A 17528-nucleotide genomic window follows, 5' to 3' on the forward strand; every position below is an offset into this window, starting at 1 on the left:
CGGTTAGTCCTGCAAATCGGCGGCGATGCCGGCGAGCCAGCGCCGGATCGCGGTTTCTGCCTTGGCGTCCAGACTTGCCGCAAGACGCTTCTCCAGTGCGATCACGCGCTCCCTGCATGCCTTCAACAGCGTCGTTCCCCGCTGCGTCAGCGTCCATTGCTGGATCCGGCCGTGGACCGGATGAGGCGTCATCACGATCGCACCGTCGCGATCGAGGTTGCGAATGATCACTCCGACCGTCTGCGGGGTCAGGAAGGTGAGCCGGGCGACGTCGGCGCCCGAGAGACCCGGATAGGCGTTCAGCATGGTCAGCACGGCAAACTGCGGCGATGTCACGCCGAGGTCGGCGAGCGTCCGTTCCATTGTCAGGCGGACCGCGGCATGGGCCTGCCGCAGCAGATAGCCGAGATAACCTTGCTCGCCGCGCTTGCCTTCGCCGGGCGCGGGCACGCGAACGGCAGCGATTTGGGCAGGCGCGGCCGGCTTCCGCGAAGCCTTCGATTTCGTGATGGCAGCGGTCTTGCGTGGCATATAAGAGCTCTTATAAGATATAAGCAGTCTTACAATACACGAGGTGAACGGCAATGTCACACGCCCGCAGCGAATACGAGGATTTCAAGAAGATCGCGCCCGATGCGTATGAGCTTGTGCTGGCGCTCGGCCAGGTGGCGGCCAAGGCGGGCCTCGACAAGCAGCTCCTCGAGCTGGTCAAGCTGCGCGCCTCGCAGATCAATGGCTGCGCCTTCTGCGTGCAGCATCATGTCCTGTTGTCGGAGCGGATCGGCGTGCCCGTGGACAAGCTCAATCTGGTCGCGGTCTGGCGCGAGGCGCCAGTGTTTTCCGCGCGCGAGCGCGCCGCGCTGGCCTGGGCGGAGGCGCTGTCCCTCCTGCCCGATGGCGTCAGTGAAAAGGTCTATGCGGAAGCTTCCGGCGAATTCTCCGCGACCGAGCTGATGTACCTGACCTCGGCGGTCGCCTCGATCAACGTCTGGAACCGCTTTGGCGCCGCGTATCGCTGGACGCCGGCGAAGCGGCCGGCCGCAGCGAGCGCTGCGGCATCTTGATTGCAACAACGAGAAAACAAGGGGAGGTTGTCATGACTGCAATGAGTTTGACCCATGCGCAGCGTCCGGTGCCATCGCGCTCGATGGCGCTGGCCGTCGTCGGCGGGCTCGCTTGCGCGCTTGCGATCGGCAAGGCGTTGCCGGTGACGATGGATGCCGTATCCGGCGCGTTGGCGCCGCTTTGCGCGACCGCGGCGGAGAGCTCGCCGCTCGACAAGGTCGAGCCGATCGGCTCCTACGCACTGCCGAACGTCCCGGGCAAGCGCGTGACCATCGTGCGTGTGTTCTACGGTCCCGGCGGATTCTCGCGGCCGCATCGTCACGCGGGTTCGGTGACTGCCTATATCACCAAGGGTGAAATCCGTTCCCAGCTTGGCGGTGGTCCTGTCGAGACATTTGGTGTCGGCCAGTCCTTCTTCGAGCCACCGGGATCCACGCATCTGGTCTCGGCCAATGCCAGCGCGACCGAGCCGGCGGAATTGATCGCGGTGTTCGTGGCGGACGAGGGCGCACAGCTGACGACGTTGTTGGAGTAGTCCGTAGCGGCCGCGTGAGCGAACTCGCCCCTCAATTCTCCTCGCCGCTCGATCCCTCGCGCAGGTCCGGCTTGATCACGTCCTCCGGCAACGCATGCGCCACCGGCTGCGGCGTGCCGGCGATCTCCGGGCCGACTTCGCGGCCGCGGGCGTGGATCAGGCGTTCATAGGCCGAGACCAGCGTGAGGTAAGGACTGACCCAGATCCACCCGTCGCGGGTAAATACCTGCACGTCGAAATGCAGATGCATCGATGTGCCGGCGGGATGGTCGAGATAGTTGGAGACCACGCCGATCTTCTCGCCTTCGGTGACGATGCGGCCGTTGAGCATGCCGTCGGCGGTCAGGGCCTGCGGGTTCATGTGCATGTAGCGGAAGCGGATATGCTCGGTCCGGCTGTTGACCTCGAGTGTCGCGGCCTGATCCTTGGTGCCACGGATCACGATGGCGTCGCGCACCGCGACGACGCCGCGCTGCCTGGGATTGCAGGGTTCGCGGCCTTCGCCGGGCGGTGGGCACTCGGCGGCGCGGATGTCCTCGCCCTGGTGGCCATAACCGCCGCCGCATTGCCAGACCTCGAAACTGCGGGACTCGCAGAAATTGTCGCGCCAGGGATAGGCCGTCGGGCCGTCGCTCTTGTCGCGCTTGCCGTAGGATTGGGAACGCACGAAGGCGGGCGCCTTTTCGAGCGGAAAACGGATCTGCGCATAGGTCATCACATCCGGATGGCCGGCCTTGTTGCGATAGCCGGTGTTCGGGATGATGTCGCCGCTCGGTCGGTAGGTGAAATCCGGCGACCGCGCTGAAGGACGATCGATGATGCTGGAGGCCATGTCCGTGAGCGGCCGCATGCGTTGGCCGCCGGCGATGCGGAGCCCTTTCAGGAAGCGCTCGGCAACCGGATAGGCTTCCTTGCAGGCGAGCCTCCGCGGCTTTGCGATGCTGTCCAGGCACTGGATGGAGACGACATAGGCAACGCCGAAGCGGGTGAAGGCGTAGCGCACATAGCCTTCCCGGATGAACCTGCGCAGGTCCGGATAGGTTGCCGCAAGCGGCTTGACCTGCTCGCCCTTGCCGCCGGCGGGATCGGCGACGTCGTAAACGAGTGCCGAGCCCGTGATCTGCACCTCGACCGGCCTTGCGTAGACGCGGCTCGGCATGCCGTCGCCGGCGCCGGGTTCGAGCGAGAAGCTGGCACTGTAGCCTGAGGGGCCGGCATCGAACATGTCGGCGGGATTGAAATCGGCCTGATAGCGCGAGAGCGCGAGTGTCCCCGGCGCGTGGTTGCGTTGCGCCTCGAGATATGCGGCCGCATCGAACGGCAGCAGCACGGGCACGGAGCTGCGGGCGATACCGGTGAAGAATTGCGATGAGACCGCGTTGAGCTGCACCAGCGCAGGCATCGCGCGCGGATCGTAGCGTGGCACCGAACGGCGGGGTACGAAGATGAAGTCGCCCGCGACCTGGGGACGGCTGTTGACCTCAGTGCGGAGCTGGTCGAGCGCTGCGCGCCAATCGACGCGCAGGGCCGTGAGTGATGGGCTGCGGATCTCATCCGCAGCGAGCGGCGTAGCAGTGAGGAGCGACAGCGACGCCAGCATAAGCGAGACGAAGCGGAAACCCTTCCCAACCACTGTCTCGCCCCCCCGGCGGCACCTGTCCGATCGTCCCGCTCTCCGTTAGTCCTTGGCGCGCTCGGAGTAGGAGCCGTCTTCGGTCATGACGACGATGCGGGTGCCGACCGCGATGTGCGGCGGCACGGTGGTGCGGATGCCGTTGGAGAGCACCGCCGGCTTGTACGAGGAGGAGGCAGTCTGGCCCTTGGTCACCGGCTCGGTCTCGACCACTTCCAGCGTCACGCGCTGCGGCAGCGCGAGCGAGACCACGTTGACGTCGTGGGTTGACAGCTTGACGGTCATGTCTGGCTGAAGATAGGAGGCCGCGTCGCCGACCACGTCCTTGGAGACCTGGACCTGGTCGTAGGTTTCCGGGTTCATGAAGTGGTAGCCGTCACCATCTTCATAGAGGAAGGTGAAGTTGCGCTCTTCGATCGTGGCCTTCTCGACCTGGTCGGTGGTCTTGTAGCGCTCGGAGATCTTTACCCCGTCCGAGATTCGGCGCATTTCGATCTGGCTGACCGGGGTGCCCTTGCCGGGATGGATGTTCTCGGCGCTCACGACGACATAAAGCTTGCCGTCTTGCTCGATCACGTTGCCCTTGCGAATAGAACTGGCGATGACTCTCAAAGCTATATTTCCTGCTTGCTTGGCCCGGCTCGGGCCAGGACGTGGTCAAATCTCGGGGGGACTCGGGGTCTCAAATCGGACCTCAGCGCCCGTTTCGGGGCGCAACATACTGATTTTGCCGTTGGATGCCAGCATTTTGCTGGGCCGGGGAGCAGCCGGGTAATGGTTGGGGACAAGCCGATTTCGCCGTTCTGGTCGCCCGGGAGGCATCTCGACCGGCGGCCGTTCCTTCAGGCCAGGGGGGCCGTTACCGGGTCTCTCAGGGGCTTTTTCGCCGAGCAGGGGTTCCTCGAGGTCGAAACCTCGGTCCTTCAGGTCTCCCCGGGCAACGAAACCCATCTGCACGCCCCCCGGACCGAGATCATGCGGCCCGATGGCAGCCGTGCCAGCCGGTACTTGCGGACCTCGCCGGAATTCGCCTGCAAGAAGCTGCTGGCGGCGGGCGAGGAGCGGATTTTCGAATTCGCACGGGTGTTCCGTGATCGCGAGCGCGGCGACCTGCATCTGCCCGAATTCACCATGCTGGAATGGTATCGGGCTCGCGCCCCCTACGATGCCATCATGGCGGACACAGTCGTCGTCATCGCCCGCGCCGCGCAGGCGACCGGGATCGGGACGTTCTCCTTCCGCGGCCGGACCGCCGATCCCTTCGCCGACCCGGAGCTTGTGACGGTCGCCGGCGCCTTCGAGCGCTTCGCAGGGATCGACCTGCTGTCGACAATCTCGGGCGGCGAGGGTAATCGTGCCGCGCTCGCGCGGGCGGCCGGCGCCAAGGTCCGCGTCGTCGAGGACGACACCTGGTCCGACATCTTCAGCAAGGTCCTGGTCGAGCATGTCGAGCCGCATCTGGGGCAGGGGCGTTTGACCATTCTGTTCGAATACCCATCTCCAGAGGCGGCGTTGGCGCGCGTGAAGGCCGATGACCCGCGGGTCGCAGAGCGGTTCGAGGTCTATGCCTGCGGCGTCGAGCTCGCCAACGGCTTTGGCGAGTTGACCGACGCCGAGGAACAGCGCAAGCGCTTCACGGAGTCGATGGCGGAGAAGCAGCGCCGCTATGGCGAGGCCTACCCGCTGGACGAGGATTTTCTTGCCGCGGTCGCCGAAATGCCGGAGGCGAGCGGTGTCGCACTCGGCTTCGACCGGCTGGTGATGCTGGCGAGCGGCGCAGCGCGGATCGATCAGGTGGTGTGGACACCGCCTGCAAATGAAACGTTAAGTGAGACATGACGAAGACCAACCTTGCACGCACACTGCGTGAGCCGGCCGAGCTTGTGGCCGCGCAGCTTGCACCGGCGGAAGCGCTGCCCGCGCTCGAGCGTGTCGCCGCGCGCTATGCGGTGGCGATCACGCCGGCGCTGGTCGAGCTGATCGACACGTCCGACCCCGACGATCCGATCGCGCGGCAATTCGTTCCGACCGTCGCGGAACTGGAGATGCAGCCAGGCGAGAGCGCCGATCCGATCGGCGATCACCCGCACTCGCCGGTTCCGGGCATCGTGCATCGCTATCCCGACCGCGTGCTGTTCAAGCTCGTTCACGTCTGCGCGGTCTATTGCCGCTTCTGCTTCCGCCGGGAAATGGTCGGGCCCGGCAAGGAGAACGCGCTCTCGGACGGCGCATATCGCGCGGCGATCGATTACATCCGTTCGCACAGCGAGATCTGGGAAGTGATCCTGACCGGCGGCGACCCCTTGATGCTGTCGCCGCGCCGGATGAGCGAGATCATGGCCGATCTCGCGGGAATCGATCACGTCAAGATCATCCGCCTTCACACCCGCGTGCCGGTAGCTGATCCCGCGCGGATCAGCGACGAGATGGTGGCTGCGTTGAAGGTCGAGGGCGCGACCACTTGGGTCGCGGTGCATGCCAACCATGCGCGCGAGTTGACGGGGCCTGCGCGCGCAGCCTGCGCACGGCTTGCCGATGCCGGGATTCCCATGGTGAGCCAGTCCGTGCTTTTGCGCGGCGTCAACGACACCATCGCCGCTTTGTCGGATTTGATGCGAGCTTTCGTCGAATGCCGGATCAAGCCCTATTATCTGCATCACGGCGATCTCGCGCCGGGGACCGTGCATTTGCGAACGACGCTGGCCCAGGGGCAGGATTTGATGCGCCAGTTGCGCGGACGGGTGTCAGGACTGTGTCAGCCCGACTATGTCATCGACATTCCCGGCGGCGCCGGCAAATCCCCGGTGGGGCCGAATTATGTGTTGGCGGTGCAAAATACCGCAGCCGACGCGCGTGAAGCGGAGACGGAAACGCGCTATCGTATCGTGGATTATTGCGGCGACGTTCATCTCTATCCGCCCGAGACGTGAGCGGTGATGCAGAGAACGCGGGTTTGAGAATGGAGGAACGGACATGAAGAAGATCATGGTGGTGGCAGCGTCGCTCGTGGTCTTGCTTGGCGGCGCGGCGGTTGCACAGCCCGGCAGCTCCAAGGGGTCGACATCCGGCGGCGCCACGTCGGGATCGGTGCCGCAGGCACCCATCGGTCATCGCCAGCCGCGCGCCAGCGATGTGCCGAGCGAGAAGAATCTGAGCGATCCGAACAATCCCGTGAACAAGGAGGACGCGGCGCTCGACAAGAAGATCAAGAGCATCTGCCGCGGCTGCTAAAGCATCGTCCGGAAAAGTGTCAAACGGTTTCCCATCGCGACAAACGCGGGATGCGTTTGCGCGAAGATCATGCTCAAGTAATAAGCCGCTAGCGGCGGGCAGGGCGCGACAGCTCGCCCCGCCCGCGTTTTGCTTTGGCCTTACGCCGAGCGCTCGTGCAGCCCCGCGCGCTGCGAGTTGCGCCGGATCTCGACCGCGTCAGCGAGCTGCTCGAGCGCGGTCGCGGTGGTCGCCCAGTCGATGCATCCATCCGTGATGCTCTGACCGTAGGTCAGCGGCTTGCCCGGCACCACGTCCTGGCGGCCGGCGACGAGATTGCTCTCGATCATCACGCCCATGATGCGGTTCTCGCCGCCCGAGATCTGGCCGGCGATGTCGGCCATGACCAGCGGCTGGTTTTCCGGCTTCTTGCTCGAATTGGCGTGGCTCGCATCCACCATCACCAGCGGAGCGACGCCGGATTTGGCCAGATCGTTGCAGGCGGCCGCAACGCTTGCCGCATCGTAGTTCGGCTTGCTGCCGCCGCGCAGGATGATGTGGCAGTCCTCGTTGCCCGCGGTCGAGGCAATCGCCGAGCGGCCGAGCTTGGTCACCGCCATGAAATGATGCGGATGCGAGGCCGACTTCACAGCGTCCGCCGCGATGCGCACATTTCCGTCGGTGCCATTCTTGAATCCGACCGGGCATGACAGCCCCGAGGCCAGCTCGCGATGGATCTGACTCTCGGTCGTGCGCGCGCCGATCGCGGCCCAGGACACGAGGTCCGCAATGTATTGCGGCGTCGTCATGTCCAAAAATTCTGTGCCGGCGGGCAGACCGAGATTGTTCACCGCGGACAGCACGTTGCGCGCCAGCCGCAGGCCCTTGTTGATGTCGAAGCTGCCGTCCAGGTCGGGATCGTTGATCAGGCCCTTCCAGCCGACGGTGGTGCGCGGCTTCTCGAAATAGACCCGCATCACGATCTCGAGCTGGTCGGCAAGGTCTTCGCGCAGGCTCGCGAGGCGCTCGGCATATTCGAGCGCGGCCTTGGGATCGTGCACCGAGCAGGGGCCGATCACGACCAGCAGGCGGTCGTCCTGGCCGTTGAGGATGGCATGGATGGCGTTGCGCGCCGCCATCACCACACGCGTTGCGGTGAGCGTGCGCGGCACTTCCCGCATCACCTCTTCCGGCGTGCTCAGCTCTTTCAGTTCGCGGATACGAAGATCGTCGGTCGTGCTCAGCACGGCAGGCTCCTGTTTGGTTGAACCTGCCGGCAATAAAAAAGCCGCCAGGTCTGGCGGCTTGTTCGGACGTTTGCTTCAATATTCAGATTGAGCGCGATCCTCCTGCCGCCAGCGAGCTGTCGTAGCTAAAGTACCAAAAATAGCTGGTGACGAGGGTGATCATGGACCGGCATATAGCGCGCCGCGGGGGGGTTGTCACCCCCCAAAACGGCGCCGGCGCGATGAGACGTCTCAGGTGTTGCTATTGCGTGCCGCCAGCGCCATGCCGATCAGGGTGGCGCCGCCGAACAGCAAATTGATGCCGACGAGGATGCCGATCGCCCATTCCGCCGAGCTCGGCAGCCCCGTGATCACCATGAACGCGATCGCGATGTCGACGAGGCCCGAGATCAGGAGCCACGTCCACCGGCTGCTCAAATCGCGACGGTGCTCCAGCGCATACATGATGGTGGCGACGCCCTCGGCGAGGAAGTAGGCGCCGAGCACGATGGTCAGCGTCAGCACGGCCTGCATCGGCCGGGCCAGCAGGAGCATGCCGGCGAGCACGGCCAGCGCGGCCGAGATCAGCGACCACCAGAAGCCCGGCGAGCTGCGCGCCCAATAGGTCACGATCAGTCCGCCGATGCCGCTGATCAGGAACATCCAGCCGAGAAAGATCGCGATCGCAAGGCTTGCGAGCGGCGGCAGGATCAGCGCGGCGATACCGAGAACGGCAAGCAAGATGCCTTCGAACAGGAAGGCCTTCCAATGCGCCTTGACCGTTTCGCTCATGGCGGATTGCAGCCGGGAAAAATCCTCAGGCGATGTCATCGGCAGGCTCCAGATCGAAAGATGTGTGCTCAATCTAGTATGCACACACTCAGCTTGCCATCCCGTGGCTCAACCGCCGCCGTGCGCTGACGAAAAACCTTCGCCGCTGGTGCGAACGCGGTTGCGGCCGAGAATGTAGATCGCGATCGTGACGATCAGGAGCGCGAGGCCGAGCAGGATCGAGACGAAGCCGATCGGGATCAGGGCCAGCGTCAGATTGCGCTCGGGATTGATCAGCCAGTGATGGATCGAGGTCAGCACGAAGGCGAGGCCGAGAAAGCCGACGCCGCCGCCGGCGAGCAGCAGCGCCCACATCCGGCGCAGCTGGCTAAGCCGCTCCCGCGCGATATCGGTCCGCGGCGCGTGATGGCGCGCGACCCGCCGCACCAGGCGGATGGCGAAGGCGATCGAGCTGAAGCCGATCAGCAGGCTCGCTCCGCCCAGCCACATCCGCAGCGTCGGATCGAGATCGGGCATCCGCTGCAAGGTCAGCAGCGGGAAGTCGAAGGCCGAATGCAGCGCGAGCGGGCCGGCGAAGATCAGCAGGCGGCTGGAGAGGCGGGCCCAGTCGCGATGGTGGCGGTTCGCACCCAGCGCCGTGCCGGCACGCGCGATCGTCAGGTAGGCGCCGGCGATGATGCCGAGCGCGCCGTGGAACGGCACGGTCAGCACGCTGCGCAGGGCGGCCAGCGAGCGCCACATCTCGGCATGCTGGACGAGGTAGGCGAGGTTCTCGTAGGCGGCAAAGCCGAGGCCGACCGCGGCGCCATAGACCACGGTGTCCATCGGATTGGCGAAGGTCCGCCGCTTGGTCGAGGAGACCAGCACGATGGCGATCACCTTGACGGCTTCCTCGGGCAGCGCGACCCCGAAGACCGAATGCATGGCGAGCGCCGCCCAGGGGTTGTCAGGGGCTGCAACCATCTTGGCGAAGGGCGCGCGGGCAAGGCCCAGCAGCGAAATGCTGGCCGCGCCGAGCAGGAATGCAGTCCAGACCTGGGCCGGCGGTCCCGGGCGCTCCTCGGCGGCAATGACGAGCCACAGCATCAGCAGCGCCGGGGCGATGGCGGCAGTTCCGATGACGGTGGGCAAAGCTTCAATCAGGTACATCGGCGCCGAAAATAGGTTCCCTTGATCCGCTTATCTACGTCTACCGATGCGACCATTTGCTGTCACGTCACTTAACGGGCGCGACAGCAAGCGTTCATCGGGATCGGCACCGAACGTGTAGAAGACGAGCGCAATCAAGCGCATGACAGAACCAATTCGTCATCCATGGCAGCGGCCGCGCGGCCGCCACCGGATCGCGATTGGTAAGTCAGATCAAGGCACTGCACAGGTTTCTTCGATTCACGATGCACGTGGCTGAGCGGCGAGTCCAGAGGCGGCGTGGCTGCCGCCTGGACCACGCGCGGCCGGGCCAACCGGCCTAGTCACGCTTCGTTGTGCGCCCACGGGGCGGCGCAGCGACCCGGCGTGCCCGCACCTGCTCCAGCTCCCAGAAGGCGCGAACGAGGCACGTGCCAAGGCAGAAGACGATGAGCAGCAGCAGGAAGGCCTGGTCGACAGCGGGGATGTGTATCATGACGTTGATTAAGCAACGTGGATGCCATGCGTTCCCGCAGTCGCCTGCGCCGCGCGCAGCTCGCACGGCGATCTGGGCTGGCGTTTCCCGCGCTTCAATGCGTGGTGAACGGCGGCTGTGCGTCCGGCGCGATGTCGAAGGCGCCGAGATGGAATTCCTGGCCGACGGCCATGTCCGGCTCGGCGTGGTGCGCGAGCAGCGTGAAGGCGGCTTGCGGATATTGCTTCCAGATATCGAGGTCGCCGGCCGTAATCGTCAGCCAGCCAAAGGTGTACATGTAGCGTCCGGGCTCGGTGACCCGGCCAACCCGGTCCCAGGTAATCTTGTTGACTGCCATTCGGTCCCCCGATCGCAAGTCTGCAAATGATGTCCGGCACGAGGCACAGACCCTCAAAAGCTGATCCCGCAATGGGGCCGCGATAGGGCAGCGAGCGGAGGCAAGGCGGCCGGAGGAACGGCCGCCGCCTGCCGCCTTAGCGTGCCGTCGTGGCTGCCTGCGCCTCCGCTTCGGACGCCAGCTCCAGCTGACGGTGCGAGGCGTGGAAGACGTCGTGGACGAGGCCGATCTTCTCCATGCCCAGAATGATCAGGCCGTTGAGATCGATCTCCCACCAGGCGTGCGAGATATAGGCGTCCCGCGGGAAGCGGTGATGGTTGTTGTGCAGACCCTCGCCGAAGGTGAGGATCGTAGTCACGAACTCGTTGGTCGAGGCGTCCTCGACCTCGAAGCGGCGATAGCCGTAGGCGTGGCAGACCGAGCCGGTGAGCTGGCTGGTGAGGATCAGCAGGTAGCAGCGGAGCAGGCCGGAGAACAGCACGCAGCCGATCATGGTGTGCACGCCGCCGAAGGTGTAGCCGATGACGGCGGGAATGAAGACGCCGGACATCCCGTACCAGACCCAGCGCGTGCGCACGAAGAACATCGCAATGGGATCGGCGAGGATGTCCTTGGCGTAGTATTCGTTGTCGGTGGTCGCCTGGTCGAACACCCAGCTGCCCTGGGCGTGCAGGAAACCCTTGAGGGCGCTGACATAGCGATTGCCGAAGCCGTCGAATTGCGGGCTGTGGGGATCGCCGACGTCGTCGGCATAGAGGTGGTGGCGGCGATGGTTCGCGACCCATTTCGCGATCGAGCCCTGCACCGCCATCTGGGCGATGGCGCAGAAGAAGACGCGCATGATCGGGCCGGTGCGGAAGCTGCGATGGACGAACAGGCGGTGCATGCCGGCGCCGATGCCGAACGTCGTCAGCGCGAACATCCAGGCGAAGGTAAACAGCTCCACCTTGCCGACGCCTTGCGTGATGGCCCAGATGATGCCCGCGACAGCGCCGACATAGAGAATGCCGAGGAGGAGATAGCTTTCGCGCAACTTGGCCTGAACGAGCGGGCCTTCAGTGATGACGCCGGGCGGGAGCTGCGGCTTTACGGCGGCAGGCGCGTTTCGGGCGGTCTCTGCCGGGGCGAACTCAGCAATGGACATTCCAGGACTTCCAATAACTCGGGGCCCGCAGTGATTGCGGACATGCTGGGTCACACCCTACCGCGCGGGGATCAGCACCTCCAGTATTTAGTTAAAATTGAGTTAAAATCGATCGGGCCGTTTCAGGCCGATTGCAGCATGGGCGTACGGACAACCAGGCGGACGAGGTCGTCTTGCCGCTGTTTCTCGGCGAACTTGACCGCAAAGCCGTTGTCGAATTTGCGAATGACGCGCCCGACGCAGGCGCCGACCGCAAGCGGGGTTCCGATCGGCGGGTCGTATTCGCAGGATATCGCGACGCCGGCCGTGGAGACGTCGATGATGAAGCAGGCATGGGTGCTGCCGTCGGCGAGCGTCAGAAAGGTGTGCGAGACCTGGGGAACGAAGCGCGCGTCAATGCGCAGGTCCTGAATGCTTGCGTCCTTCTGCTTCTTCTCCAGCCAGGTCAGCTTTTCCGACATCCAGGCGCGCCGTTCCCGCGTCATGTCGAGTTCCATCAGGAAGCCAGCCTTCAGCGTCGCGCTGATAGTGCACTGGAATTCGCCAAAGTCCTGGAAATAGGAGGTCACGCGCTCGCCGACCTTGCCGACAACAGGCACGTCGACGATCATGCGAAACGGGGAGACACGCTTGGTGCGGCAGGCGAAGGTGCGCAGCTGGCCCTCACAATCGTACCAGCGCGGCAGCGAGTAGCTGCCGCTCACGCTGACTTCCACTGCGCGCTGCCTGAGGAACTCTGAGACGGACATGAACGCCAATCGTGTTTCGGAGTGTTTCCGTAGATTCACGGTAGGGCGCAACGTCTAAGCAAACGATACGCCGATCAAATAGCAGGGGTAAATTTCCGGTAAATGACCTGGCCATCTCACGACATCGTCATTGTGTGCCGCTCAGAGAGATCCGAGCAGCACCACCAAGGCGAGCAGGCCAAGGGCCATGAGGAGCTTGATCGCCGTCGCGGTCAGGCTGTCCGGCCTGATCTGAAACCCAAGCCACGGCAATGCGTGCCGCATCGCCAGCCCCGCAGACGCTTCGACGGTCGCGAACACGACGGCGATGCCGGCAATGGCGGACCATGACGCGGCCGGCGGCATCCATGCCGCAAGCCAGGCCGGCACGGAGCCTTGCAACGACGCGAGCAGCGCGAACCATCCGAACAGGGATGCGAAGCCCTTGATGATGTCGGGGCCGAGCGTATCCCGATCGAGCCGGATGCCGATCGTTCCAAGCGCGTGTTCGATGCGCTCGCCGTCGGTGAGGAAGAGGAAGGCGCCGAGACAGAGCGGAACGCGCGACTTCAAGAGCAGGGCGATGACACCGAACAAAACCATGTAGCCGAAGGCATCGCCGAGAATGTCCATGCCGCTCGTGCGCGACGGTGTCGGCACCGTCGCGGCCTGGGGCTGCGGAAGCGATCGGGCGCGTGCCATGTGTTCCAGCATTCTGGCGCGCCGCTCCGGCGCGTAGGGCGCGGTACGGTGCATCCAGGACGGCGGCGCCGGCGAGGCGGCGCCGGTCTGGCCGTCCGAGGGGGATTTGCGCTGCGCCATGGGCCTGCACCGGTTCCAACGGGACATTGGTCGTCGGTCAGGGGCGGGGAGGTTCATGCGGGGCAGCGGATTTCGCCGCATCAGGCGGCTTCTACGATATTCAGAATGTGCATTGCGAGCCACGCCGACGTGCGTTGTGCTGGATATCCCTTCCGCGACTTCCAACGGCGACATCGTCCGCCTGCACAACATCAACGGCGGCGGCGCGGTGACATGCACCAGCGTCATCAAACTGCAAGGCACGAACAATCCAGGCAACGCGATCATCGGCCAAGTCCCGGCCGGTAGCTGCACAAATGTCGTCACGAACGGACAGCCGAGCGGATCAAATCGCACAACCCCATCACTTCCAACGTCACCTTTAACCCGTAATTCGAGCGCTGTCAGACCAACAACCTCTGGGCGTCTGAACTGATTTCAGTATCAGTCAGGCCAGCGGAACGTCTCGGTTGACCAACATCGCGGCCAAGAATGGGATCGTATAATCTTGGCGGGGGGAAAAGGCATGCCCCGGCTTGACGGCCGCGTCTGCCAGTCTAGGTTGCATGACCATGGACTGGCGGCTCAAGGCACTGGCATTCCGCGCGCTGGAGATTCCGGGCGGCGCACAGCTGCATTATTTTCTGCAGCGTCATGTGACGCGAAATTGGCCGCGGCCCGCGCAAACGCTGGATTCGCTCGCCGGCGTTGCGCGTCGCGTGGTCGACGACTACGTGCGGCATCGGAGCGCGATGCCCGCCAGCGTCCTCGAGGTCGGCGCCGGTCGTGATCTGGCGGTGCCGCTAGCGCTGCGGCGCCTCGGCGTCAGGGCGGTGATTGCGTGCGACGTCCAGCGTCTCGCGCGATTAGATCTGGTCCAGCATGCTGCGGACACGCTATTGGCTGGTCAGGTCTGTTTGCGCGATTGGGATGAACTGCAGCGGTATGGTATCGACTACAGGGCGCCGCACCATGTCTCGGTAGATGACGGCCCCGTCGATTGCTCCTGTTCGAACGAGGTCCTTGAGCATGTGCCGGCCGACCAGCTTGCGGAATTACTGAAGGCGTTGCGCGCAGTGACCAACGGCATCACGACGCATTCGATCGACTACAGCGACCACTACGCCAGGTCCGATCCGTCGGTCTCGCGGCTGAACTTTTTGCGCTACTCCGACGCCGAATGGCGGCCGTTCAACAGCGGAAAGCAGTACGTCAACCGGCTTCGGCACAGCGACTACGTGCGGATGTTCAAAGAGGCCGGTTTCACGATTTTGGAGGAATCTTCCGTGAAGGCCGAACCGCCCGCCGGGCTGATCGTTGCGCCACAATTCCTGTCATACGATCCGGATGATCTGTTTGCCACCAACGGGCGCGTCGTTGCGGTATGATCGGTCGCCTGTTCCTTGGGTATTGATCGCGCTGGCCGTCATCTCGATTGGCCTGTCGATACACGCCGGCGGGCCTCGCTGATCAGGTAATTCAAGCCGTCTGACTGACGTCAGTCCGGCTGATGGCGTCATGGGGTTTCAGTCTACGATCGGCGATCCGGTTGCCGAAATTGATGAAGGGGCGCTCGATCAGACGCCATGTCCACCAGGACGCAGCACAGCATACGCCGAGCGCTCCAAACCTCCATACCTCACACAACCAGTTCGGCAGATGGTCGAACTGCGCACCGAGCCACCAAGCATAGTACAGGATGATGCCGTGCAGGAGATAAATCGAGTAGGAGGCGTCGCCGATACGGACCAGCCAGCGTAGCCAAGGATGCGACCAGGCCAATTTCACATGGACGATGCCCAGCAGGACGAGCGCAAGGCAGATTGCGGTCGCAAACGGGAAGATGCGGTTCGGCAGCAGCCACAGGAAGAGCAGCCAGCCGGCGCCGCCGAAGAGTGCGGCCAGCGCGGCCACCTGTGGGAGTTTGATGAGCCGGCTCAGCGAAAAGACGAGCACGCCGCCGAGGAAATTGGCCTGATAGGTTGATGCGAGGTGGAATGACCAAGGGTCATGCAGGACGTAACCGGCCCACGCCAGTCCCGCGAGCAGCACAGCAAGGCCGCCGATTCCGGCGACGGGGATGGCAAGGCCGGCAAGGGCATAGAACACGACTTCGCGCTCAAGCGTCCAGCTTACCGGATAGGCCGGGCCGGGTGGTGGGTGCGTCGGCAGCAGAGTCAGCGAATAAAGGTACTGGCTGAGCGAGACCGGGTCCGGGAACTTGCCGGCCCAGATCATCAGGGCCACGAGGAACATGGCAACGAAGTACATTGGGTAGAGCCGAAAAACTCGCTTGATGCAGAACGAGCGAACCGTGAAGCCGGGCCGGGTGATGACTAGGCAGATCACATATCCGCTGATTGCGAAGAAAAAGTCGACGCCGAGAAAACCCCATTCCTTGAAAAATGGGATTGGATGCTGGGCCAGCTCCGGAAATGCGCGCAGTGCGACATAAGAGTGAAAGTAGGCGACGCTAAGCGCGGCGATGGCTCGCGCGGCTTGCAGCCCTTCAAGCTTGTGCCCGTTCAAACCGTCAATCCTCCTTGACGTGCCCAGCTATGGAGCGGGCCGCAGCCCCTAAAGGGGATAGACAAAATTCACCAAATCGTGGTGGGATGGCTCTGGGTTTGATCACCCTGACCAGAGCTAGGCCGCATTCCCTTGGTCAAGGAACCACTCATTTGGCGACGAGTGAGAGCGGCTGAATGAACGGACGCGCTTGCCGGCGCGGCTCCGACCGGCCTTTTATGGCCGGGGGCGAGCGTGCTGTCCAGCGGGAAACCGTAAAAGCGTCTCGACCAGTCGCTCTGGCTGGTGATCAACCCCCGGCTGCCCGGTCTGACACCGGGCGCGGCTTTGATCGGCCAAAGCCAGAACACCGCCATGTCCAACGTCCTCACGTTCCCGGGCAGCCGCCCGCCATCGAACGTCCGCCCCGTCAATCTGTCATTCGACTACCGGCCGGCGCCCGCCAACTCAGTGCGTCCCGAGCGTCGACGCGCGAACGATGGCGCGCCCCAGCCTTGTTGCATGCGCTAATCATTCGTGAATTGCCCACCCCTGATGCCGTAGAAATACTGATCCAGCTATGATGGCGGTGGCGTTGATTACCGGCTGTGTCAGCGTTTTGGCTCTAGGCGCCACATTCGCGGTGGTCATCTATTTCGATGCTAGAGCGGATCGCAGGCGCCAACAGTAAGGCCGCGCCGGAAGTTGATTGCCTGATGAACAGGATCACTCAAACGTTGGGGCGGACGGGGATGTCCCTTGTTGTCGTCTCTCTCGTCTCTGCCTGCTCCAGCTCAGAACATGCCGCTCCGAAGTCAGTTGCTCGATCTGGCGCGCCGTGGGCCCGAGACCTCAATGAGCCGCCCCCAAATCGAGAGTCCGCGAGTGCCGCAACTGCACAGACAAAGGCAGACCTGAACGCTGCGCGCCAGAAGGCGGTTACCGGGCGGTAGGGGGCTTTCGCGCTGAGTCGTCCGCAAGCTTACGTGTGCTGGCAAAGCTTCACGAGTGGCGGGGCTTCGATCCCGCGCCTAGATCAGCAGAAAATGGTTGTTCCTATATTGAAGGGCTGACGGATCCGCAGGGCTCATGGGTTAGGAGCACGTGCCCGTGCCAACATTCATGGTGCGTTTGGGCAAAGCCAATCAAGGCCAGGATAATCAAAGCCACTGCGACGCATCCGGCTACAACGTTCTGCATCATGGCTGCCACTCCAGGTAAACTGTGACTGGCTTACTCAGCCAGGCACCGGCGAGCAGGCCTTCAAAGTCCGCGCTGGGCGCCCGGTCACCGAGTGATCACCGCGGACGGTGACCGGGCGGACAAGCTATCTGGCGAAACCGGAGTCTAGAAGCTTCAGAGTCGAAATCGGCCACTTGCCGTCGTGGCCATCGATCGAGATCCGGAGCCCGTGCACCTCGTCAAGGAAGACGTGATCAACCGTCCCCGCCTTACCGTCGGTCAGGATAACACCCCTGCCGATTAGCTCCGTCTCGGCAGCATGAAGTTCTCGAAGGATGTTCGTCGCTCGTTTGGTCCAGTCATCGGACATGGTCATGCCCTACGCGGCCGGCGGATTATTGAAGATCCGCGAGTCAGTGCCGCCAACCGTCCTTGTCGAGCTCGACCCTGAAACCTTCCGGCAGCCGCGGCGTCTCGCCTTCGGTCACGACTTGCAGCGCGGGTTACTTCGGTGGGCGCAAATCGCCTTGAAGCCAGCGGCGATTGGAATGCATGGGATCTTCATGCATTGCGAATGTCGTAAGTGCGTGATTGCAGACAGCGCAGCGAAACATGTGCAAGTCCACGCTTAGGCTTTTTGGCTCGATGCTGACGAGCATCATCTGGGACTTGCACCTCGGACAGGCTGGGCGCGCAAATGGAGCCGGCGGAATGGTCCGCGCCAATCTGGCGGCCCACCGTTG

At 63.8% G+C, this 17528-nt stretch carries 19 protein-coding genes; 7 read left to right on the forward strand and 12 right to left on the reverse strand.

Going from position 1 to position 17528, the window contains the following annotated elements; translation table 11 throughout:
* Positions 1-3: 3 nt before the first annotated feature.
* Positions 4-531, reverse strand: coding sequence for a MarR family winged helix-turn-helix transcriptional regulator (locus ACKWRH_RS20675; RefSeq protein ID WP_445222094.1), 528 nt, complete (start codon positions 529-531; stop codon positions 4-6).
* 53 nt (positions 532-584) lie between these two features.
* Here ACKWRH_RS20675 and ACKWRH_RS20680 point away from each other — a divergent pair, with 53 nt between their 5' ends.
* Positions 585-1064, forward strand: coding sequence for a carboxymuconolactone decarboxylase family protein (locus ACKWRH_RS20680; protein ID WP_445222095.1), 480 nt, complete (start codon positions 585-587; stop codon positions 1062-1064).
* A 32-nt stretch (positions 1065-1096) separates the two neighbouring features.
* Positions 1097-1600 (forward strand): cupin domain-containing protein, encoded by a 504-nt coding sequence (locus tag ACKWRH_RS20685; RefSeq protein ID WP_354243569.1) that lies wholly within the window; start codon positions 1097-1099, stop codon positions 1598-1600.
* A 31-nt stretch (positions 1601-1631) separates the two neighbouring features.
* Here the strand turns inward: ACKWRH_RS20685 and ACKWRH_RS20690 are convergent, their stop codons facing one another.
* Together ACKWRH_RS20690 and efp are read right to left on the reverse strand one after the other, a co-directional pair.
* Complete coding sequence (locus ACKWRH_RS20690; protein WP_445222450.1) at positions 1632-3200, reverse strand: M23 family peptidase; 1569 nt, start codon at positions 3198-3200, stop codon at positions 1632-1634.
* A 78-nt stretch (positions 3201-3278) separates the two neighbouring features.
* Entirely contained in the window at positions 3279-3845 is a 567-nt protein-coding gene (efp, locus tag ACKWRH_RS20695; protein WP_028151018.1) for an elongation factor P, read from the reverse strand.
* 162 nt (positions 3846-4007) lie between these two features.
* On the opposite strand from efp, the gene epmA reads away from it, so the two are divergent.
* From epmA to ACKWRH_RS20710, 3 genes are read left to right on the forward strand one after another with little or no spacing between them, the layout of a single operon-like run.
* Positions 4008-5072, forward strand: coding sequence for an EF-P lysine aminoacylase EpmA (gene epmA, locus ACKWRH_RS20700; RefSeq protein WP_445222096.1), 1065 nt, complete (start codon positions 4008-4010; stop codon positions 5070-5072).
* The gene (locus ACKWRH_RS20705; RefSeq protein ID WP_445222097.1) at positions 5069-6163 is read left to right on the forward strand and encodes a lysine-2,3-aminomutase-like protein; all 1095 of its coding nucleotides are present in this window, start codon (positions 5069-5071) and stop codon (positions 6161-6163) included. Before epmA ends, ACKWRH_RS20705 begins: the two co-directional genes overlap by 4 nt.
* Before the next feature lie 43 nt (positions 6164-6206).
* Positions 6207-6464 (forward strand): hypothetical protein, encoded by a 258-nt coding sequence (locus ACKWRH_RS20710; protein ID WP_445222098.1) that lies wholly within the window; start codon positions 6207-6209, stop codon positions 6462-6464.
* Between the two features lie 140 nt (positions 6465-6604).
* On the opposite strand, the gene ACKWRH_RS20715 is transcribed toward ACKWRH_RS20710, so the two are convergent.
* The 7 genes from ACKWRH_RS20715 to ACKWRH_RS20745 all read right to left on the reverse strand — a co-directional run bounded on the left by ACKWRH_RS20715 (position 6605) and on the right by ACKWRH_RS20745 (position 13116).
* Positions 6605-7690, reverse strand: a complete 1086-nt coding sequence (locus tag ACKWRH_RS20715; protein WP_445222099.1) for a 3-deoxy-7-phosphoheptulonate synthase — start codon at positions 7688-7690, stop codon at positions 6605-6607.
* 231 nt (positions 7691-7921) lie between these two features.
* On the reverse strand, positions 7922-8500 hold the full coding sequence (locus tag ACKWRH_RS20720) for an HdeD family acid-resistance protein (RefSeq protein ID WP_445222100.1): 579 nt from the start codon (positions 8498-8500) through the stop codon (positions 7922-7924).
* A gap of 69 nt (positions 8501-8569) precedes the next feature.
* Complete coding sequence (locus ACKWRH_RS20725) at positions 8570-9610, reverse strand: PrsW family glutamic-type intramembrane protease (RefSeq protein ID WP_028151012.1); 1041 nt, start codon at positions 9608-9610, stop codon at positions 8570-8572.
* Between the two features lie 569 nt (positions 9611-10179).
* Positions 10180-10422, reverse strand: a complete 243-nt coding sequence (locus tag ACKWRH_RS20730; RefSeq protein ID WP_445222101.1) for a hypothetical protein — start codon at positions 10420-10422, stop codon at positions 10180-10182.
* A 136-nt stretch (positions 10423-10558) separates the two neighbouring features.
* Entirely contained in the window at positions 10559-11566 is a 1008-nt protein-coding gene (locus ACKWRH_RS20735; RefSeq protein ID WP_445222102.1) for an acyl-CoA desaturase, read from the reverse strand.
* 122 nt (positions 11567-11688) lie between these two features.
* Positions 11689-12315 carry a PilZ domain-containing protein gene (locus tag ACKWRH_RS20740; RefSeq protein WP_445222103.1) on the reverse strand — a complete coding sequence of 209 codons (627 nt, stop codon included), beginning with the start codon at positions 12313-12315 and terminating at the stop codon, positions 11689-11691.
* Between the two features lie 141 nt (positions 12316-12456).
* Positions 12457-13116 (reverse strand): hypothetical protein, encoded by a 660-nt coding sequence (locus ACKWRH_RS20745; protein ID WP_445222104.1) that lies wholly within the window; start codon positions 13114-13116, stop codon positions 12457-12459.
* A 551-nt stretch (positions 13117-13667) separates the two neighbouring features.
* Here ACKWRH_RS20745 and ACKWRH_RS20750 point away from each other — a divergent pair.
* Entirely contained in the window at positions 13668-14483 is an 816-nt protein-coding gene (locus tag ACKWRH_RS20750; RefSeq protein ID WP_445222105.1) for a methyltransferase domain-containing protein, read from the forward strand.
* Positions 14484-14574: 91 nt separating this feature from the next.
* On the opposite strand, the gene ACKWRH_RS20755 is transcribed toward ACKWRH_RS20750, so the two are convergent.
* Both ACKWRH_RS20755 and ACKWRH_RS20760 read right to left on the reverse strand, forming a co-directional pair.
* Positions 14575-15624, reverse strand: a complete 1050-nt coding sequence (locus tag ACKWRH_RS20755) for an acyltransferase family protein (RefSeq protein WP_445222106.1) — start codon at positions 15622-15624, stop codon at positions 14575-14577.
* Between the two features lie 1306 nt (positions 15625-16930).
* Positions 16931-17161 (reverse strand): PRC-barrel domain containing protein, encoded by a 231-nt coding sequence (locus tag ACKWRH_RS20760; RefSeq protein WP_445222107.1) that lies wholly within the window; start codon positions 17159-17161, stop codon positions 16931-16933.
* On the opposite strand from ACKWRH_RS20760, the gene ACKWRH_RS20765 reads away from it, so the two are divergent.
* Positions 17160-17417 carry a hypothetical protein gene (locus ACKWRH_RS20765; protein WP_445222108.1) on the forward strand — a complete coding sequence of 86 codons (258 nt, stop codon included), beginning with the start codon at positions 17160-17162 and terminating at the stop codon, positions 17415-17417. The genes ACKWRH_RS20760 and ACKWRH_RS20765 overlap by 2 nt on opposite strands.
* Positions 17418-17528: the final 111 nt, after the last annotated feature.

The organism is Bradyrhizobium sp. Pa8 (assembly GCF_052588265.1).